16 protein-coding genes and 1 tRNA gene are annotated in these 20,097 nt (G+C 61.6%); 4 read left to right on the forward strand and 13 right to left on the reverse strand.

The window, feature by feature from the left end; genetic code table 11:
- Nucleotide 1: 1 nt before the first annotated feature.
- The 3 genes from BFQ01_RS01035 to BFQ01_RS01045 form a co-directional block, all read right to left on the reverse strand.
- The gene (locus tag BFQ01_RS01035) at nucleotides 2-1,723 is read right to left on the reverse strand and encodes a ShlB/FhaC/HecB family hemolysin secretion/activation protein (protein WP_065923908.1); all 1,722 of its coding nucleotides are present in this window, start codon (nucleotides 1,721-1,723) and stop codon (nucleotides 2-4) included.
- A 529-nt stretch (nucleotides 1,724-2,252) separates the two neighbouring features.
- A tRNA-Asn gene (locus tag BFQ01_RS01040) sits at nucleotides 2,253-2,328 on the reverse strand.
- A gap of 60 nt (nucleotides 2,329-2,388) precedes the next feature.
- Nucleotides 2,389-3,285, reverse strand: coding sequence for a LysR family transcriptional regulator (locus BFQ01_RS01045; RefSeq protein ID WP_065923909.1), 897 nt, complete (start codon nucleotides 3,283-3,285; stop codon nucleotides 2,389-2,391).
- Between the two features lie 100 nt (nucleotides 3,286-3,385).
- On the opposite strand from BFQ01_RS01045, the gene lldD reads away from it, so the two are divergent.
- Nucleotides 3,386-4,528, forward strand: coding sequence for an FMN-dependent L-lactate dehydrogenase LldD (gene lldD, locus BFQ01_RS01050; protein ID WP_065923910.1), 1,143 nt, complete (start codon nucleotides 3,386-3,388; stop codon nucleotides 4,526-4,528).
- A gap of 283 nt (nucleotides 4,529-4,811) precedes the next feature.
- The gene (locus BFQ01_RS01055) at nucleotides 4,812-5,738 is read left to right on the forward strand and encodes a GGDEF domain-containing protein (RefSeq protein ID WP_065923911.1); all 927 of its coding nucleotides are present in this window, start codon (nucleotides 4,812-4,814) and stop codon (nucleotides 5,736-5,738) included.
- A 21-nt stretch (nucleotides 5,739-5,759) separates the two neighbouring features.
- Here BFQ01_RS01055 and BFQ01_RS01060 read toward each other — a convergent pair whose 3' ends face one another.
- The 7 genes from BFQ01_RS01060 to BFQ01_RS01090 form a co-directional block, all read right to left on the reverse strand.
- A complete protein-coding gene (locus tag BFQ01_RS01060; RefSeq protein WP_370671241.1) occupies nucleotides 5,760-6,530 on the reverse strand; it encodes a TenA family transcriptional regulator in 771 nt (256 codons plus the stop codon).
- Between the two features lie 78 nt (nucleotides 6,531-6,608).
- The gene (locus BFQ01_RS01065; protein ID WP_065923913.1) at nucleotides 6,609-9,071 is read right to left on the reverse strand and encodes an EAL domain-containing protein; all 2,463 of its coding nucleotides are present in this window, start codon (nucleotides 9,069-9,071) and stop codon (nucleotides 6,609-6,611) included.
- Nucleotides 9,072-9,142: 71 nt separating this feature from the next.
- Nucleotides 9,143-10,945: an ABC transporter ATP-binding protein gene (locus BFQ01_RS01070; RefSeq protein WP_065923914.1), complete on the reverse strand. Its 1,803-nt coding sequence runs from the start codon at nucleotides 10,943-10,945 to the stop codon at nucleotides 9,143-9,145.
- On the reverse strand, nucleotides 10,938-11,540 hold the full coding sequence (locus BFQ01_RS01075; RefSeq protein ID WP_175539041.1) for a DsbA family protein: 603 nt from the start codon (nucleotides 11,538-11,540) through the stop codon (nucleotides 10,938-10,940). Before BFQ01_RS01075 ends, BFQ01_RS01070 begins: the two co-directional genes overlap by 8 nt.
- Nucleotides 11,541-11,576: 36 nt before the next feature.
- Nucleotides 11,577-12,518: an oxygen-dependent tRNA uridine(34) hydroxylase TrhO gene (locus BFQ01_RS01080; protein WP_065923916.1), complete on the reverse strand. Its 942-nt coding sequence runs from the start codon at nucleotides 12,516-12,518 to the stop codon at nucleotides 11,577-11,579.
- A 118-nt stretch (nucleotides 12,519-12,636) separates the two neighbouring features.
- Nucleotides 12,637-12,933, reverse strand: coding sequence for a BolA family protein (locus tag BFQ01_RS01085; protein ID WP_065923917.1), 297 nt, complete (start codon nucleotides 12,931-12,933; stop codon nucleotides 12,637-12,639).
- A 6-nt stretch (nucleotides 12,934-12,939) separates the two neighbouring features.
- Nucleotides 12,940-13,458: a DUF2059 domain-containing protein gene (locus BFQ01_RS01090; protein ID WP_003236690.1), complete on the reverse strand. Its 519-nt coding sequence runs from the start codon at nucleotides 13,456-13,458 to the stop codon at nucleotides 12,940-12,942.
- Nucleotides 13,459-13,650: 192 nt separating this feature from the next.
- Between BFQ01_RS01090 and BFQ01_RS01095 the strand changes: the two genes are divergently transcribed.
- Nucleotides 13,651-15,033: a class II fumarate hydratase gene (locus tag BFQ01_RS01095; protein WP_065923918.1), complete on the forward strand. Its 1,383-nt coding sequence runs from the start codon at nucleotides 13,651-13,653 to the stop codon at nucleotides 15,031-15,033.
- On the opposite strand, the gene BFQ01_RS01100 is transcribed toward BFQ01_RS01095, so the two are convergent.
- The 3 genes from BFQ01_RS01100 to pap all read right to left on the reverse strand — a co-directional run bounded on the left by BFQ01_RS01100 (nucleotide 15,030) and on the right by pap (nucleotide 19,272).
- Entirely contained in the window at nucleotides 15,030-15,986 is a 957-nt protein-coding gene (locus BFQ01_RS01100; protein WP_065923919.1) for a DMT family transporter, read from the reverse strand. The genes BFQ01_RS01095 and BFQ01_RS01100 overlap by 4 nt on opposite strands.
- Before the next feature lie 124 nt (nucleotides 15,987-16,110).
- Nucleotides 16,111-17,295: a thiolase family protein gene (locus BFQ01_RS01105; protein WP_065923920.1), complete on the reverse strand. Its 1,185-nt coding sequence runs from the start codon at nucleotides 17,293-17,295 to the stop codon at nucleotides 16,111-16,113.
- Between the two features lie 462 nt (nucleotides 17,296-17,757).
- On the reverse strand, nucleotides 17,758-19,272 hold the full coding sequence (gene pap / locus BFQ01_RS01110; protein ID WP_065923921.1) for a polyphosphate:AMP phosphotransferase: 1,515 nt from the start codon (nucleotides 19,270-19,272) through the stop codon (nucleotides 17,758-17,760).
- Between the two features lie 141 nt (nucleotides 19,273-19,413).
- On the opposite strand from pap, the gene mnmD reads away from it, so the two are divergent.
- A partial coding sequence (gene mnmD, locus BFQ01_RS01115) for a tRNA (5-methylaminomethyl-2-thiouridine)(34)-methyltransferase MnmD (RefSeq protein ID WP_141691228.1) occupies nucleotides 19,414-20,097 on the forward strand: 684 nt, incomplete at its 3' end.

Here is a 20,097-nt window from a genome sequence, read left to right on the forward strand (position 1 = left end):
TTTAAAGGAAGAAATCCAGGCGAAAATAGACCGGCGCTTCACGTTCAGTGATCGGCCCCGGGCGTTCCAAAGAGTGTGCAAAGGTCACCGTGGCGGCGACGTTCTGGCCGCGCGCGAACAACTCCACGGAGTTGCTGCTCATGCGTCCGTGCTGTTCGGCGTTGTAGCGGCCATGGCTGATCACGCCTTGGTCATAACCAAGGCTGGTGCCGTATTCATTGAACACCGGCTGCAACCACGCGATGGTCACCGGGCGGCTCCAGCGCAGGTCGTTGCGCCAGTAGCCGCCGCTATCGCCGGCCAGGCTTTGATCCTTGTAACCACGTATCGATGACTGCCCGCCCAGGCTCATGCGCTGGGGGCTGAACAGCACGTCTTCGCTGCGCTGGCCGGTCATCAGGCTGCTGAAACTGAACGACTCGCCCCACAGCTTGAACGGGTACAGGTAGCTCAGGGTCGCGGTGTATTTGCGGTAGCGCGCATCGGCCTGGCCGGGGCGCGGATTGTGGTTGGCCTGGGCGTCGAATGCGCCAATGCCGTCCTGCATGCCCAGGTCGATGTTGAGGAATGAGCCGCCGATACGTCGACCATGGTTGATGCCGAACTGGGTTTCGCTGAGGCGGTTACTGCTCAACGCGAGCTTGCTGTCTTCGATGAAGTTGTTGGTGCGCAGGTACGCCACGCCGGTGCTGAGGGAGGTTTTGCTCAGGGCGTCGCGGCGAATCACCCGTTCCAGGCGCAGTTGATGGTTCTGGCTGTCGCCGGACTGCTTGAAGTTGAAACCGCTGGCCTGGGCCAGCGAGCGGTATTCGGTTTCGCTGTAGCTGTAATTGAGGTTCCACCAGCCAAATGGCAGGTTGTAATTGAGCATCGAATTGCGCGAGGTTTTTTGGTGGTCGCTGACGGCATCGTGGCCGCCACGCAGGGAGAGTTGGTCGGCCAGGCCCAGCGGGTTGTCCCAATCCAGGCTGGCGCCCCACTGCTGTTCGCCGGTGGCGCGCTGGCCACCGTTGTGGCGGGACAGGCCGACGCGCCAAGGTTTTTGCGGGGTGTTTTTGACCAGCACGTCGCTGCCGCCGACTTCCTTGCCGGGGGCCAATTCCATCTGGGCCTGGTTGGAGGGCAGACGGTTCAGTTGGTCGACCATCTGCTCGATTTCGCGCAGGTTGAGCAAATCGCCTGGTTTGCCTGGGAAGCTCATAAACAGCTGGCGGCCGGTGATGCCGCTGCCTTCGGCGCCCTTCAAGCTTTCCAGCCGGCCTTCCACCACTTGTACCTTGAGGTTTCCGCTGGCGAGGTTTTGCTGCGGCAGATAGGCGCGACTGGTGACCAGGCCTTTGGCGAGGTAGTGATCGGTGATGACTTTGAGCAGATCATTGAGCTGCGCCACGCCGAGGCATTGGCCGATATAGGGTTTGATCAGACTGGCGCGCTCGCCATCGGACAAGGCATCGGCGCCGGCAAGTTCGATGGTGTTGATCGCAAAGCAGCGCGTGTCGGCGGGCGCTGTCGGCTTGGTAGGCGTAGCAGCTTTGCCGGGCAGGTCCTTGAGTTCTTCGAGTCGGCGTTGTTGCTCTTCGAGCAGGCGATCCTGGCGGTCACGGATCAGATCAGTAACGCCGGGCGTGTTCTGCGGGGTAGCGCCTTGAGCTGTCCCAGCAAAGCCCAGGCAAAAAAAAGCGGACAGCAGACTGAGCCTGGTCCGGTGTGCCGAACGCCACATTTCTAGATCCCTCTACATGGCTTTGTGCCATCACTTGGCGGCGATCTTATGGTGGCGTTTTAGTGGCGTCAATTAAATGTACAACTTTGTTTCAGTGGTGACACACGATCACTTGTAGTCTGAAAAATTAAGGCCTTTAACATCAATTACTTAACAGAAATCGTGAACATGCAATTCAGGTCCGTACTTGGCAACGCAATTGGGAGGTAAATTCGCGCCTCTGGCTTAGCCGGCAGTTTTTTATGGGAGAAAACCGCTCAATGGTGGTGCTATTGGCTGATTGCCTTTTTTAGAGGAGTGCGGCCAGTGAGGTATACCCCATCATCGGCGCAGAACGCGCCCAGATTGACGCCAACCGCAGTTTTACCCGGCCCGCCTTTGGTTGAAACGACCGCAGTGACTTTCATGATATTGACCTCGGAATCGTAGGATTTGAGATGCATTCATGCGGGTCACGCTGCGCGCTTTGATCGCCCCGGAAAAATCCAAGGCAAAAAAAAGCCTGCATCGCTGCAGGCTTTTCCCTATCTGGCTCCACGACCTGGACTCGAACCAGGGACCCAATGATTAACAGTCATTTGCTCTACCAACTGAGCTATCGCGGAATGCGCCGTATGTTACTGATTGAAAAGGAGAAGTCAAGCTTTCCCTGACGGCCTTGACGATTAATCCGGATGACCGGCTGAAAGCTGCTGCTCCTTGGCCAGGTCCAGCCAGGCGCGCACGGCGGGGGGCAGGTGGGCGCTGGCGCGCCAGGCCAGGGCGATGTGCCAGTCGGTGTGGGGTTCGTCGAGAGGGATCAGGGCGATGCCTGCGTGTTGATGCTTGTGCGCCAGCATGCGGGGCAGGAAGGCGACGCCGAGGCCGGCGGCGACCAGGTCGACGATGAAGTCGATCTGCCCGCTGCGCGCCGCCACGCGGGGTATCACGCCTTTGCGCTCGCAGGCGGCGAGGATCTTGGCGTTCAGGGCGAAGCCGGCTTCGAACAGGATGAACGGCGAGTCCGCCAGGTCGGCGAAGTCGATGCGTTGACGCTGGGCCAGGGGGTGGCCCTTGGGCAGTACGGCCATCAGCGGTTCGTTGCGCACGGGCTGATAATCGAAACCTGCATCCACCGGCAGCAGCAACGCAGCGAGGTCGACCTCCCCCGCTTCCAGGCACTCGCGCAATCTCTTGCTACCGTATTCGGTGAGTTCGATGTCGATGTCCGGATAACGACTGCGATAGGTGGCAAACATCGTCGCAAACAACACCCCGCACCCCACCGGTGGCAGGCCGATGCGCAACACGCCGCGCTTGAGGCCGCGCAGGTCGTTGATCTCGGCGACCAGGTCATGGTGTTCGGCGAGCAGTACCAGGGCGCGGCGGTAGGCGATCTCACCCGCAGCGGTGAGTTCGTTGCGGTGACCCAGGCGATCGAGCAGCGGCATGCCGAGTTCTTCCTCCAGGGTCTTGACCGCCTTGCTCACCGTGGATTGGGTCAAGGCCACCACGTCGGCGGCCTGGGAGAATCCGCCCTGGCGCACCACTTCGACGAACGTGCGCAACGTTCTCAAGTTCATGGGTATTCCTTTAGCGACTGGTATCTAGCGATAAAAGTTGTTTTTATCATGACAGATATTTGCCTATCCTGACCCGCCCAGCCTTGTGGAGACACGCTTAATGATCATCTCGTCCGCCTCCGACTACCGCGCAGCGGCCAAACGCAAGCTGCCGCGCTTCCTGTTCGACTACATCGACGGCGGTGCCTACGCCGAGCACACGATGCGCGCGAACAGTTCGGACCTGGCCGAGATCAGCCTGCGCCAACGCGTGCTGCGCAATGTCGATAACCTGAGCCTCAAGACAACGCTGTTCGGCCAGGCCCTGGACATGCCGGTCATCCTCAGCCCTGTCGGCTTGACCGGCATGTATGCGCGGCGCGGCGAAGTACAAGCGGCAAAGGCGGCGGCGAACAAGGGCATCCCCTTCTGCCTGTCGACAGTGTCGGTGTGTTCGATTGAAGAAGTGGCGTCGCAGAGCCCGCAGTCAATCTGGTTCCAGCTGTATGTGCTCAAGGACCGGGGCTTTATGCGCAATGCCCTGGAGCGGGCCCAGGCGGCGGGGGTCACCACCCTGGTGTTCACCGTGGACATGCCCACGCCCGGTGCGCGCTACCGCGATGCCCACTCGGGCATGTCCGGGCCGTTCGCGGCGCAGCGGCGCATGTTGCAAGCCGTCACCAAGCCGCAATGGGCGTTCGACGTAGGGCTCATGGGCCGCCCCCACGACCTGGGCAATATCTCCAGGTACCTCGGCAAACCCACTCACCTGGAAGATTACATCGGCTGGCTGGCCAATAACTTCGACCCCTCCATCAGTTGGAAAGACCTGGAGTGGATCCGCGACTTCTGGAAAGGCCCGATGATTATCAAGGGCATCCTCGATCCTCAGGACGCCAGGGACGCAGTGAGTTTCGGCGCCGATGGCATCGTGGTTTCCAACCATGGCGGCCGTCAGCTGGACGGTGTGCTGTCCACCGCCAAGGCTCTGCCACCAATTGCCGATGTCGTGGGCGATGACCTGACGGTGCTGGTGGACTCCGGCATCCGTTCCGGGCTGGACGTGGTGCGCATGCTCGCCCTCGGCGCCAAGGCGTGCCTGCTCGGACGCGCCACCGCCTATGCACTGGCCGCCGACGGGCAACACGGGGTAGAGAACCTGCTGGACATCTTCGCCAAGGAAATGCGCGTGGCCATGACGTTGACCGGTGTCACGTCCATCGACCAGATTGACCACAACACGCTGGTGCAATCAGCCAAATAACTGACGTCAGTGCTTAACGACCGTTTTTTTACTGTAAAAACGGTCTTTGATTTGTAAGGTTTTTTATTTATTTAAACGAAATGGCACGAATCTCGCTCTAACACCTTCCAAGCAGGTCAAGCGATGACAAGACGTGCGGCAGTGCCCAGGGGTTATAAACCCCCAGTAAAGCGGTCTAAACTGTTTCCAATGTTTTACGGAACTGAAGGAACAGTAAGACGCCTGGCATTTGCCACTCTCATCCAGCCTGTAAGACAGCTAAGTGCTTAGAGGCCGTTTGCTTATGAAAACCCCCACCCAGACCAACGCAATTGACTTCGACAGTGCAAAATTGCAACGCCTGGGCTTTGGTCAGCCATCACTCGTACCTCACCGCCCGACGACCGTCGCACAACTTCGCCAGCAACTGGGGATGCAATTGCAGACCAGCCTGGAACCGCAGCGTATCCTCGCGGTGTTTTTCCGTGAGATCCAGCGCCTGGTCCCCCTGGATGCCCTGCAATATCGCCACGAAACCAGTGACCTGCGCCTGGAGTTCGGCCACCGTGGCCACCACTCGGTGAGCTACAGCCTCAGCCACGAAGGCGAGCACCTCGGCGAGCTGGTCTTTCGCCGCAACCAGCGCCTGCTGGAAGAGGAACTCGGCCAGCTCGAATCACTGCTGTCGACCCTGCTCTACCCGATGCGCAACGCCCTGCTCTACCGCGTCGCCACCCGCAGCGCCCTGCGCGACCCGTTGACCGAAACGGGCAACCGCATTGCCATGGACCAGACCCTGCAACGGGAAATCGACATGGCGCGCCGGCACCTGAACCCGCTGTCCCTGCTGATGCTGGACATCGACCACTTCAAGACCATCAACGACACCCACGGCCATACGGCCGGCGATAACGTATTGCGCGCCGTTGCCGGAGCGATCAAGAGCCAGTTGCGTAACGTGGACATGGTGTTTCGGTTTGGCGGGGAAGAGTTTCTGATCCTGCTGTCCAACACCGGCCGGGATGCGGCGGCCATGGTCGGTGAACGCCTGCGCCAGGCGGCACAGGCCCAGGATTATTGGGCGGAAGGAAGACGGATCGAATTGACGGTGAGCCTCGGTTGTTCGACCCTGCTGGCCGCCGAGTCGGCCGAGAGCCTGTTGCGTCGCGCCGACAGCGCCTTGTACGTGGCCAAGCGCGAAGGCCGCAATCGCCTGGCAATGGCGGGGTAAAACCCCGCCATCCCCGTTACATCACGCTTCGCTGGCGACGCGCAAAGGGCGCTCGCGCACAGCAGCGCTCGCCGGTTTTTCTTTCTCCAGGCGCATGCAACTTTCCAGGAACAGGTACATATAGTCGTAGCTCTTGCACACGGCCTGGCGCAGCTCTGCCTGCAGTTCCCTGGTCGAGTTCATCCCGGCCAGTGTGCAGATGATTTCCAGGGCTTCCCAAGGATGGGCGTCGTCGTACTGGGCGTGCATCTTCAACCACTTCATCGCACGCTTGCGGTCTTCCTCGGGAAAGGCTGCCGCATACACGCCGGTGGAGCACACCACCGCCGACCACTCCCCCGTCGCCCCCTCAATCGCATAGTTGGTCGCGGCAATGGCCACGATCAACGAATCGGCCGAGCTGGTGTGCCAGCACCAGTGGCTCAGCGCATGCAACTCCGGCGGCACGTCCTGGGCCTGCAGTTCTTCGAGGCTGACGCCATGGGCACGCGCCCAATGCACCCAATAGTCCGCGTGGTTCAGCTCCACACGGATATTGCGCATCAACCAACGGCGCGCCATGTCTTCCCCCGGATGGCGGGCAAACTTGGTCTTGGTGAGGTTCTGTGCCATGTACAAGGCAAACTGTTCCACCACGGGCCAGCCACCGATCAGGTAGTGACGCATGGTCTTGGCGCTGAGCGTGTTGTCACGCATGCGTTGGTACAGTTCGTGTTCGACAACCCGGCGCTTGCTCTCGCTGCAGTCCTGGATCAATTGCTGAGCCCAGGCGGGGTAGCTTGAGGCTTCCATAAGCGGGCCGGTTCTGCTGAATGTGTCGATCACTATTAAGGCTCCTTTTTAAGTGTGATTTACAGACCGGCAAATGTTTCAGCGGAATGTGCCGGGCGCCCTGAATAACAGAGGCTGCGGCCGCACGGGTCGACACTGCAAGCTATCGAAGGTAAACAATTGCGGTCGTTCAATCAGGTAGCCCTGAGCGTAATCCACACCAATATCGAGCAGGGCCTGTTCGATTTGCGGTGTTTCAACAAACTCGGCAATTGTGCGCTTACCCATGACATGGCCGATGTGATTGATCACTTCAACCATCGCGCGGTTAATCGGGTCGTCCAGCATATCCTTTACGAAACTTCCATCGATCTTCAGGAAGTCTACAGGTAAATGTTTGAGATAAGCGAATGAGGACATTCCGGCGCAAAAGTCATCCAGCGAAAAATGGCAACCTAAGGCCTTGAGTTCATTAATAAAGCGGATGGCACTGCCCAAGTTTGCGATGGCGCTGGTTTCGGTAATTTCAAAACAGATCATGCTGGGCGGAATAGCGTAAGTATGAAATTTCTCTCGCAGGAATCCGAGAAAGTCCTCATCGCCAATCGTTATACCTGACAGATTGATCGCACACAGGGCCATGGGACGGCCCGGACGCTCGTTAATGCAACGGGCAATAATCTCAAATACATTCTCCACCACCCAACGGTCCAGGGACGTCATCAAACCATAGCGCTCGGCGGCCGGGATAAAGCTGTCCGGCAGGATTACACGCCCCGCCTCATCGTGCAGGCGCAGCAGTATTTCGATATGCCCATTGCCGCCGTCGGTATGCCCGAGGGGGGAAATTTCCTGGGAGTACAGGCAAAAGCGGTTCTCCTCCAGCGCCATGTGCAGGCGCTGCACCCAGGCCATTTCGCCAAAGCGCAGGGACAGTTCGGAGTCGTCGGCGTGGTACACCTGCACGCGGTTGCGGCCTTTTTCCTTGGCCATGTAGCACGCCATGTCGGCGGCACGCAGCGAGGCCTCCAGGGTGGTCGGGGTGCTGGCAATGTGTACCAGGCCGATACTCACGGTGGTCATGAACGGCCGCCCCTTCCATACGAAATGCAGACTCTGCACGGTATGACGCAGGCTTTCGGCGATTTTTTCCGCCACCGCCACCGGGCAGTTCTCCAGCAGGATGCCGAATTCATCGCCGCCCAGGCGCGCCAGGGTGTCACCTTCGCGCAGGTCCGACTGCAACAGCGCGCAGATGTGCCGCAACAGTTCGTCGCCCGCCGCATGGCCGCAGGTGTCGTTGACCAGCTTGAACTGGTCCAGGTCCAGGAACATCAACGCATGCCGCCCGGCCTGCGCCTGCCCTGCCGGGTGCAGCACCTGCTCCAGGCGATACTCGAATTCGCGGCGGTTGGCCAGGCCGGTCAGCGCATCGTGGGTCGCCTGCCATGACAGATTGGCGATGTACTGGCGCTCCTGGGTCATGTCATGCAGCACCAGCACCGCGCCCGAGACCTTGCCGGCGCTGCGGATCGGCGCGCCCACCAGGGTGACCGAGACCGTGCTGCCATCCAGGCGCTGGATCGTCTTCGAATGCTCGCTGCCGCCGCTGAGCTGGCCCTTGACGATGTGTTCGATCAAGGTGAAGCCGTCCGGCTGTGCGTGGTCTTCCAGCAACTTGAACAACGCTGCCAGGGGCTGGCCCTGGGCCTGCGCCGAGTGCCAGTGAGTCAGCGCCTCGGCCGCCGGGTTCATATAGGTAATGGCACCGTCGACGTCGGTGGTGATCACCCCGTCGCCAATCGACTCCAGGGTGATCTGCGCCCGCTCCTTTTCTTCCTGCAAGGCATCGGCGAAGGCATGGCGCTGGGCCAGCAGCTTATGGGTGCGCAACAGTGCCAATACGATCAGGCCCAGGGCCGTCGCCAGGTTCGTGATGACCAGCAACCGCAGAATCATGCGCGAACCTTCGCCGAGAGCATCGCTGAAGGCCTTGGCGGCGGGTGTCACGCCTTCGTTGATGGCGATGATATGCGCCTTCCACTGGCGCACATCGTTGGCGCCGATCTGGTCGTGAATGATCGCCTGGTGCATCTCGCGGGCCAGGTCATCCAGTTGAAGCAGGTAACCATCGCCTACGGTCCACAGTTGGATGGCTTTTTCCAGGTAGCTGAAATGGCGAAAGTTGAGGTACAGCCAGATCAGGCTGGAGACATCATCCGGATGGTTGCCCCCTTTGAGGATACCCAGGCGGGCTGCGGCAAGGTCGGGCACGGGACGGTCAAGGGCAATGCGCAGTTCGTGCCCGCCCTGGGGCACGGCAATGGCCTGCTGGTACTTGAGGTACGTGCCGGCGTCGCGATTATCGGCGTAGAGCGTCAGGTAATAGATGGCGTCCTTCTGGCCCTTGGACCACAGGCTCTCGCCGGCCACGTAACCACGCACGGCCGAAAGCACGTAGAGACTGACGCAGCCCAATAATGCCTGGAACAGCACCACGGCGATAAATGGCCAGACAATGCCCAACAACCGGGGCGTTCCTAAAGTCCGCTTTTGCTTCATGAAGTCCCTTGCACATGCACTGCTGGATACGCACGCGAAAACCCGCTTTCGATAGCTCAGCCTAGGCTAAATCAACGTACCTGTTGCAAGTGTCCATACAGTTTGGCGTACAGCCCGCCATCGGCAATCAGCTGCTGATGGTCACCATCCTCGGCAATGTGACCGCCGTCGAACACCAAGACTCGATCCGCTTGCTTAACAGCCGACAGACGGTGGGCGATGATCAGTGTAGTACGCCCGCTGAGGAACCGTGCCAGCGCCTGGTGCAGGTTGTACTCGGTGGCGGCGTCCAGGGCGGAGGTTGCTTCGTCGAGTATCACCACCTTGGGTTCGGCCAGGACCATGCGCGCAATCGCCAGGCGCTGGCGCTGCCCACCGGAAAAACGCACCCCGGAACGCCCCACCACACTGTCCAGGCCCAAGGGCAGTGCCTTGACGGTAGCATCCAACTGGGCGATTTCCAGTGCCTGCCAACAGGCCTGGTCGCTGCGCTCCCGGCCCATGGTCAAGTTGGCGCGCACGGTGTCGTTGAACAGCGCCGGGTGTTGCAGCACCACCGCAACGTGCTCGCGAAGGGTCTCCAGGCCAATCTCCTGCTGGGTGGCACCACCAAAACGGATACTGCCCGCCTGGGGCGTGTAGAGCCCGAGCAACAGTTGCACCAGGGTGCTTTTGCCACCGCCGCTGGCGCCGACGATTGCCACCTTCTCACCGGGCGCGATGGTCAGGTTCAACTGGTCGAGTACCAGTTCTTCGCCGTAGCCGAAGTCCAGGCCGCGCACTTCGATGCCCACGGTGTCGCGCCCGGTGAACGGATCAGCACCGCCGGCATATTGCGGCTCATCGGCACGCGCCAGCAGTTCGTTGATCCGCGTCAGCGCCCCGCCTGCCGCGTAGTAGGCGTATTGCAGGTTAAGCAGTTGCTCCACCGGGCCGATCATGAACCACAGGTAGCTGAACACCGCGAGCATCTGGCCGATGGACAGGTCGGAAAACAGCACGGTGAGCATCGCCGCCGCACGGAAGATGTCGATACCGAACTGGAACAGCAACCCACTGGCGCGGCTCGAAGCGTCGGTTTTCCATTGCGAGTGAATGGCGTAGTCACGCACTTCCTGGGCCCGCTGGCCGAGGCGCCCGAGGAAAAAGCCCTGGCGGTTGCCGGCGCGCACTTCCTGGATGGCATCCAGGGTTTCGGTCAGGGCCTGGGTAAAGCGCGAGGTGCTGTCGTTTTCCAGCTTCTTCAGGTGCTTGACGCGCTTGCCCAACTGCACCGTGGCGTAGATCACCAACGGATTGAACAGCAGGATCAGCAGCGCCAGTTGCCAATGCATCCACACCAGGATCGCCGAGGTACCCACCAGGGTCAGCATGGCCACCAGGAAACGGCTGAGGGTTTCACCGACAAACTTGTCCAGCGTATCCAGGTCGGTGACCAGGTGGGTGGTGACGGTCCCGCTGCCCAGGCTTTCGTATTCGCCCAGGGAGATGCGCTTGAGCCGCTCGATCAGGCGCACGCGGATGCGGTACACGATGTCCTTGGCCAAGCGCGCAAACAACCGCGCCTGTGCCACGTTGAACAGCAGCGCGCCACAACGCAGAAACAGCGTCACCAGCAGCATCAGGCCGATATAGCCGGCCGCCTTCTGCCACCCCAGGGGCAATGCGTGGTTCATGACCTTGAGCGCGGCATCGCCGTGTCCCAACAGCACTTCATCCACCAGCAACGGCAACAGCAGGGGAATCGGCACACTGCACAGGGTCGCCAGCACGGCGACGCCATTGGCGATCCACAGGGACTTCTTGTGCCGCAGGGCCAGGCGGCGAATTTCCGCCCAGGTCAGTCGGTCGGTGCGTGGTGACTGGTCATGCACAGGTTGCTCGCTCCAGCCATCGCCCCAACAACGGTGACAGCTCGGACAGCGGCTGGTAGCCGTTAGTCAGCAACGCCAACTGGCCATTACGCTCGGCAAGCAAGGTCGGAAACCCGGCGATCCCCAGGTCCTGGACCCAGGTGAAGTCAGCGGCCGTCGCGGCATGCTGCTCGGCACGGTCGAATGCGCCGGCAAACTCGATGCGCGGGATGCCCGCCTCTTCAGCCAGCTCCACCAGCACACTGGCGAGGGTCACGTCACGGCCCTCGACATAAAACGCGCGCTGGATCAGCCCTAACAACGTCCATGCGCAATCCGGTGCCAGGCTACGCGCGGTAACAATGGCGCGACACGCAGGCTCGGTGTCGTAGACAAAGCCGTCGGGCAACGCGCCATCGCGCTTGAACGGCTGGCCGGTGGCGTCAGTGACCGCCTGCCAGTGCTCGAGGATGTAGCGCCGCGTGGTCGGTTCCAGTGCCGCGCCGCTGCCGGTACGCAAGCCGCCCACCACCAGGTGCACGTCCACGCCGGCCGCCTGGGCCTGCTCGACCAGCGCCTGCGCCACCGGGGCAAAGCCCCAGCACCAGGAACACATTGGGTCCATCACATAGAGCAGGCGCGCGGGCATGGGTCAGGCCTCGGAAGGGGTTTGCTTGTAGTTGAAGCCAATCGGGTGCGGCATATTGCGGGCCTTGGCCAGCTCAATCTGCTTTTGCCGGTCGATCGCGCTGCGACGGGTTTTCTCCGGCAGCTTATCCCAGCAATGGGGGCAACTGATGCCAGCCACATAGTGTTCGGATGCGCGGTCGGAGGCGCTCACCGGTGTGCGGCAGGCATGACATTGATCGTAGTCGCCTTCGCTCAGGTCGTGGCGCACAGTGACACGATTGTCGAACACAAAGCAGTCGCCCTGCCATTTGGTTTCTGCCTGCGGCACCTCTTCGAGGTACTTCAGGATGCCACCCTTGAGGTGGTAGACCTCATCGAAACCTTCGCTGAGCATGTAGCTCGACGCCTTCTCGCAACGAATGCCGCCGGTGCAGAACATGGCGACCTTCTTGTGCTTGGCCGGGTCGAAGTTGGCTTTGATATAGTCGGGAAATTCACGAAAACTGGTGGTTTTCGGGTCGATTGCGCCTTCGAAGGTGCCGATCGACACTTCGTAGTCGTTGCGGGTGTCGATCAACAGCACTTCGGGGTCGCTGATCAGCGCGTTCCAGTCCTGCGGGTCGACATAGGTGCCGACTTTCTTGTTCGGGTCGACGCCTTCGACGCCCAGGGTCACGATCTCTTTCTTGAGCTTGACCTTGGTGCGGTAGAACGGCTGCTCATCGCAGTACGACTCTTTGTGATCGATGTCGTCCATGCGCGGGTCGTTCTTCAGCCAGGCCATCAGGCCATCAATGCCTTCGCGGCTGCCGGAAACGGTGCCGTTGATGCCTTCTTCGGCGATCAGCAAGGTGCCTTTGATGCCGTTGTCGACCATCGCCTGCAGCAGTGGCTCGCGCAGGGCGACGTAATCTTCGAGGGTGACGAACTTATACAGTGCCGCCACGACAATCGGTTGAGTCATGGGTGTTCTCTCCAGGTGGCTACCCTCGTAAGGGGTGAACCGGATGCAAAAAAAACGCGCCGGCTGAGCGGCGCGCTGCGGATTCTAGCAAATGCAGGGTGTCAGAGACACCCGCGTATCAGCTATGCCCGCCGGCGCAGGTCGGCGAGGCCGGGGCTGCGTCGATTTTCGCCCATTCTTCGGGCGTGTAGGTATGCAGCGCCAGCGCATGAAATTCGCTCATCAGGTCACCCAGGGTGGCGTAGACCTTCTGGTGGCGCTTGACGCGGTTAAGCCCCTCGAACTGCTGGCTGACCAGCACGGCCTTGAAGTGGGTCTGCAACCCACGGCTGTGCATATGGCTTTCATCCAGCACGCTCAAGTGCTCCGGGGCCAGGGCGGCGAGCGCCGTTTCGATACGCTGTTGCATGGTCATTCCTGCTTACTTCTTCTTGGCCGGTGCGGCGGCTTTTGGCGTCAGCTCGTTGGTCATGTCTTCCAACAGCTTGTTCACCACCGGCACGGCGCTTTCCAGCTTGGCCTGGGTCATCTGGGCCGATTGCTGGGTCAGTTGCGGCATTTTTTCCAGGACTTTCTTGCCCAGTGGCGACTGGTAGAAGGCAACCAGGTCCTTGAGCTCGGATTCGCTGAAGTTGGTGGTGTAGAGCTTGACCATGTCCGGCTTCAGCTTCGGCCAGCCGATGGCCTGGTCCAGGGCGGCGTTGGCCTTGGCCTGGTAGCTGTCCAGTACGGACTGCTTGGCGGCAGGCGCCTTGGTCTGTTCGAAACGCTGGGCGAACATTTGCTGCACTTGCATGTACACCGGGGTACCCAGCTTGTCGGCATGGGCCAGGGTAAGGAAGGCTTCGGCACTGGCGTTGTGGCTGGCGGTATCGGCAAAAACCTGGCCGCTGGCGCAAACCAGAGCAACCGCGGTACAGATGGCACGAAGACGAGTCATCGAGTTTCCTTTTCTAGCAGGCGAGGTAAGACCCCAAGGGCGCCCATTCTGCGCCTAAAAAACGCTGCGGCTCAACCCCGGGCCTGACCGGGCGCGGATTGCAGTGAATGAATCCGATGAAAAGTCTTTTAGGGAACCCCCCAGGCCGATCAGGGCCTAAACTGCGCAAACGAACCTGAAGGAGAGTGCCCGATGAGCCGTATCGAAACCGACAGCCTGGGAGACGTGGAAGTCCCGGAAGACGCTTACTGGGGCGCCCAGACCCAACGCTCGCTGGTGAATTTCGCCATCGGCGAGCAGCGCATGCCCCTCGCGGTACTGCACGCACTGGCCCTGATCAAGAAGGCCGCCGCCCGGGTCAACGACCGCAACGGTGACCTGCCCGCCGACATTGCCCGCCTGATCGAACAGGCCGCCGACGAAGTGCTCGATGGCCAACATGATGACCAGTTCCCCCTGGTCGTCTGGCAAACCGGCAGCGGCACCCAGAGCAACATGAACGCCAACGAGGTCATCGCCGGCCGCGCCAACGAGCTGTCGGGCAAGCCCCGTGGCGGCAAGAGCCCGGTGCACCCCAACGATCATGTGAACCGCTCCCAAAGCTCCAACGACTGCTTCCCTACCGCCATGAGCATTGCGGCGGTGCAAGCGGTGCACCAGCAATTGTTGCCGGCGATCAATACACTGTCCGGCGGCCTCGCGGAACTGTCGGCGCGGCATGCAAAGCTGGTAAAGACGGGCCGCACCCACATGATGGATGCCACGCCGATCACCTTCGGCCAGGAACTCTCGGCGTTTATCGCCCAGCTCGACTACGCCGAACGGGCGATCCGCAGCGCCCTGCCCCAGGTATGCGAGCTGGCCCAAGGTGGCACGGCGGTGGGCACCGGGCTGAATGCGCCCCATGGCTTCAGCGAGGCGATCGCCTCGGAATTGGCGGCTTTGTCGGGCCTGCCCTTCGTCACCGCGCCGAACAAATTCGCCGCATTGGCCGGCCATGAACCGATCGTGACCCTGCACGGCGCCCTGAAAACCCTGGCCGTGGCCCTGATGAAAATCGCCAACGACCTGCGCCTGCTGGGCTCCGGCCCGCGTGCCGGACTTGCGGAGGTGAAACTGCCGGCCAACGAGCCTGGCAGCTCGATCATGCCCGGCAAGGTCAACCCGACCCAGTGCGAGGCACTGTCGATGCTGGCCTGCCAGGTGCTGGGCAATGACGTGACCATCGGCATCGCAGCGAGCCAGGGGCATTTGCAGTTGAACGTGTACAAGCCGGTGATCATCCACAACCTGCTGGAATCGATCCGCCTGCTGGCCGATGGCTGCAATAACTTCCAGGAGCACTGCATCGCCGGCCTCGAACCCGACGCCGGGAAAATGGCCGAGCACCTGGAGCGCGGGCTGATGCTGGTCACGGCGCTCAACCCGCACATCGGCTATGACAAGTCGGCAGAGATCGCCAAGAAGGCCTACACCGAAGGCTTGACCCTTCGGGAAGCGGCGTTGGACCTGGGCTACCTCACCGACGCTGAGTTCGACCAGTGGGTACGCCCGGAAAACATGCTGGGCGCCTAGGACGCCATGCGTAGCCGCCGGGCCTTGAGCCCGGCGAGCAACGACGGCGCCAGCGCCACCGCCGCCGACCCCAGCACCACCACCAGCGCGCCGAAATAGCCCAGGGCATTGATCTCTTCGGCCTGCACATAGTCCGGCCACAGCCACGCCGCCAACGCCACCGCGACAAAGGTCACCAACGGCGTCAGGGCCAGGGTCGCACTCACCCGTGAGGCTTCCCAGTGAGCCAGGGCTTCGGCAAATGCACCGTAGGCCACCAGGGTGTTCATGCAGCACGCCAGCAACAGCCAGCCTTGCAGCGGGCTCAGTTGCAGGGCCTCCAGCGGATGCGCCCACGGCGTCAGCAGCACGGCGCACGACAGGTAGATCACCATCATCACTTGCAGCGAATTCCACACGGTCAGCAACTGCTTCTGGCCCAGGGCATAGAACACCCAGACCGAAGTCGCGAGCAGGATCGTCAGCACGCCGGCGGTGTAGGCGCCAAGGGACGTCAGCAACTCTCCCAGGCGTTGGTTGAAGAACAGACCGAAGCCGACGATCAGCACCACCAGGCCCACGCACTGCCCGACGCTGAAACGTTCCTTGAACACAAACACGCTGGCGATCATCAGGAAGATCGGGCCCATCTGCACCACCAGTTGCGCAGTGCCGGGGCTGAGCAGTTTCAGGCCCACCAGGTACAACACGTAGTTGCCCACCAGGCCGCACACCGCCATCGCCACCAGCCAGCCGCCCCTGGGGCCGAGTACTTTACGACTGGGCAGGCGCCTGGTCGCGGCGAGGTACACGAACAGGCAACTGCCGGCCACCACCAGGCGAAACCAGGTGACCGTGATCGGGTCCATCACCTGCAACACTTGCTTGAGCTTGATCGGCAGAATGCCCCAGAGCAGCGCGGTCAGCAGGGTCAGGAGAAAACCGTAGACCCAGCGGCCGGAAGAGATGTGCATGAGTGCCCCAGAAGCCAGAGGAAGTGGAGCGGGCATTCTAGGGGGAAGTGAGCGAATTGGGATACGCCGCAGTTAAAATGTGGGAGGGGCAAGTCGAATCGTCGCACTGCCCCTCCCACACTGATCAGCGCACGGCTTCGAACAGCCCCGTGGCGCCCATGCCGCCACCCACGCACATGGTGACGATGCCATAACGCACATTGCGCCGTTGCAGCTCACGCATCAGGTGCCCCACCTGCCGCGAGCCGGTCATGCCGAACGGGTGGCCGATGGAAATCGAGCCGCCGTTGACGTTGTACCTGGCGTTATCGATGCCCAGGCGATTGCGCGCATACAGGCACTGCGACGCAAAGGCCTCGTTGAGTTCCCACAGGTCGATGTCCGCCACCTGCAAGCCCCGCGCCTTGAGCAGCTTGGGCACCGAGAAAACCGGGCCGATCCCCATCTCATCCGGCTCGCAACCGGCCACGGTGAAACCGCGGAAAAACGCCTTGGGCTTGAGCCCCAGTGCCAGGGCTTTCTCCAGGCTCATCACCAGGGTCATCGAGGCACCGTCGGAGAGCTGCGAGGAGTTACCCGCCGTCACCGAGCCGTCTTCGGCAAATACGGGCTTCAACCCAGAGAGACTGGCCAACGTGGTGTCCGGGCGGTTGCAGTCATCGCGGTCGACCACGCCGTCAAGGATCTGCACAGCGCCAGTGTTCTTGTCCTCGACCTTGTACTTGACCGCCATCGGCACGATTTCATCATCAAACAAGCCCTCCGCCTGGGCCTGGGCGGTGCGCTGCTGGCTTTGCAGGGCGTAGAGGTCCTGTTCTTCGCGGCTGACGTCATAGCGGCGGGCGACGATTTCCGCGGTCTGGCCCATGGGGAAGTAAATGCCCGGCACCTGCTCCTTGAGCAGCGGGTTGATCAGGTTATCGGTGTTGACGCTTTTCATGGTCAGGCTGATGGACTCGACGCCACCGGCCACGATGATGTCGCTGCAACCCGACGCGATCTGGTTGGCCGCAATCGCAATCGCCTGCAAGCCCGACGAGCAGAACCGGTTGAGGGTCATGCCCGCCGTACCTGTGCCCAATTGCGACAGCACGGCCACGTTGCGCCCGATGTTGTAGCCCTGGGCGCCTTCGTTGGAACCCGCGCCGACGATGCAATCCTCGACGCTGGCCGGGTCGATGCCGTTGCGGGTCAGCAGTGCGTTGACGCAATGGGCCGCCATGTCATCCGGGCGGGTCTGGTTGAACTTGCCGCGAAAGGATTTGGCCAAGCCGGTTCGCACGCTGTCGACGATCACTACTTCACGCATGGGCTACCTCGATCTTGTCGTTGTGGGGAGATGGATCGAGGATAGATCCAGGCCTGCCCCACCGCGACGATCATTCATCCGGCGTATACAAAAGCATGGTGACGGACATAAACCTGTGGCTGGCCGGCTAGTTGTGGCAAGCGGGCTTGTTGTGGTGAGCGGGCTTGTTGTGGTGAGCGGGCTTGCCCCGCGCTGGGCTGCGAAGCGGCCCTGACCAAGGCGCCGCGTTATTTCAGGCAGACCTTATTGGCTGGTTTTGGGGCCGCTTCGCAGCCCAGCGCGGGGCAAGCCCGCTCACCACAACAGGCCCACTCACCACAACACGCCCGCTCACCACAACAGGCCCATTCACCAAAACAGGCCCGCTCACCACAACAAGCCTGCTCACCAAAACAGGCCCGCTCACCACAACAGGCCCGCTCACCACAGAGGGCTGCATCCTGAACAACACCAGGCCAGTGGTTATTTCTTTTTCTTCTTGTCGTGCTTGTCGGACTTGGCGAACGCTTCCTCCAGGGCAAGGTTGATGGTGCGCAACACCTTGACCCGCGCCCAGCGCTTGTCGTTGGCCTCCACCAGCGTCCACGGCGAAACCTCGGTGCTGGTGCGGTCGACCATATCGCCCACGGCGGCGCGGTAGTCGTCCCATTTGTCGCGGTTGCGCCAGTCGTCTTCGGTGATCTTGAAGCGCTTGAAAGGGATTTCCTCACGGGCCTGGAAGCGTTCCAGTTGGGTCTGCTTGTCGATGGCCAGCCAGAACTTGACCACGATCACACCGGCGTCGCGCAGTTGCTCCTCGAAGTCATTGATCTCGCCATAGGCGCGCATCCAGTCGGCCGTGGTGCAGAAGCCCTCGATACGTTCCACCAGCACGCGGCCGTACCACGAGCGGTCGAACACGGTGAATTTGCCCCGCGCCGGGATCTTCTGCCAGAACCGCCACAGGTACGGCTGGGCCCGTTCATCCTCGGTGGGCGCGGCAATCGGCACGATGTGGTACTGGCGCGGGTCGAGCGCGGCCGCCACCCGACGGATCGCCCCGCCCTTGCCCGCCGCGTCGTTACCTTCGAAGACCGTCACCAGCGCGTGCTTGCGCATGCGTTTGTCGCGCATCAGGCCGGAGAAGCGCGCCTGCTCGGTAATCAGCTGTTCTTCGTAATCGTCCTTGTCCAGGCTCAAGGTCATGTCGAGGCTGTTGAGCAGGCTCATCTGGTCGATGGCCGAGGGCAACGGCGCCGGGTTCATCCCGCTGGCCTTGCCCTTGGGCAGCTTCAGGGCATTCTGCAGGCCTTCGAGCAGGATCTTGCCCACGGTGAGGCTGCGGTAGTTGGCGTCGACGCCTTCAATCACATGCCAGGGCGCGTAATCGCGGCTGGTACGGCGCAGGATGCGCTCGCCGAAATGCACGAACTTGTCGTAGGTCTCGGATTGCTGCCAGTCCAGCGGGCTGATGCGCCAACTGTGCAACGGGTCGTCGGCCAGGGCCTTGAGCCGTGCCTTCATTTGCTTCTTGGACAGGTGGAACCAGAACTTGAAGATCAGCGCGCCTTCATCGCAGAGCATCTTCTCCAGGCGCTCGGCGCCGGCGATGGCCTGGTCGAGCCGCGCATCCTTGATCTCGCCGTGCACCCGGCCTTGCAGCATCTGGCTGTACCAGTTGCCGAAAAAAATGCCCATGCGGCCTTTGGCAGGCAGTTGGCGCCAGTAGCGCCAGGCCGGGGGGCGGGCCAGTTCTTCGTCGGTCTGCTGGTCGAAGGTGCGCACCTCGATCAGGCGCGGGTCCATCCATTCATTCAGCAGTTTGACCGTCTCACCTTTACCGGCGCCTTCGATGCCGTTGATCAGGATGATCACCGGGAAGCGCTTTTGCTGTTGCAACTCGTACTGCACCTCCAGCAAAGCCTCGCGCAGGGCGGGCACTTCGGCCTCAAAGGTGTCTTTGTCGATGGCGTGACCGATTTCGGCAGATTCGAACATGGGCGGCTCCGTTCCAGAAGTGAGCAAGACTAGCGGATTGGGCAACAACGCGCGGGAGGAAATTCCACCGGGGCTTGCCGTGGGTCAATTCAAAGCCTGTTGATCGGCTAGAATGGCCGCCTTGCCTTTACCGAGCCGCCCATGAACCCCGTAACCCACGCCCAGCTCGACTGGGATGATCAAGGTCGCCCGCACTCGCGGGTGTTCGACGACGTGTATTTCTCCGACCAATCGGGCCTGGACGAAACCCGCTATGTGTTCCTGCAACAGAACCGCTTGCAGGAGCGCTTCGCCGCCCTGCCGGCGGGCGGGCGTCTGGTGATTGGCGAAACCGGCTTCGGCACCGGCCTGAATTTCCTCTGCGCCTGGCAGTTGTTCGAGCAACACGCCGTGGCCGGTGCGCGCCTGCATTTTGTCAGCGTGGAAAAGTACCCCCTGAGCCACGCCGACCTGCAACGCGCCCTCGCCCTCTGGCCCGAGCTGGCGCCGTTCGCCGAGCAACTGCTGGCGCACTACATCGCCATCCACCAAGGCTTCCAGCGCCTGGTGCTGGACAACGGCCGCGTCACCCTCACGCTGCTGATCGGCGATGCCCTGGAACAGTTGCCGCAACTGGATGCGCAGATCGACGCGTGGTTTCTCGACGGCTTCGCCCCGGCGAAAAACCCCGAGATGTGGAGCGCCGAACTGTTTGCCGAGCTGGCACGCCTGGCGGCCCCGGGCTCGACCATCAGCACCTTCACCAGCACCGGCTGGGTGCGCCGGCTGATCAACGCCGCCGGTTTCAAGATGAAGCGTACGCCGGGCATCGGCCACAAGTGGGAA

This window comes from Pseudomonas sp. 8 R 14, assembly GCF_900005955.1.
GTDB classification, from domain to species: Bacteria; Pseudomonadota; Gammaproteobacteria; order Pseudomonadales; family Pseudomonadaceae; genus Aquipseudomonas; species Aquipseudomonas marginalis.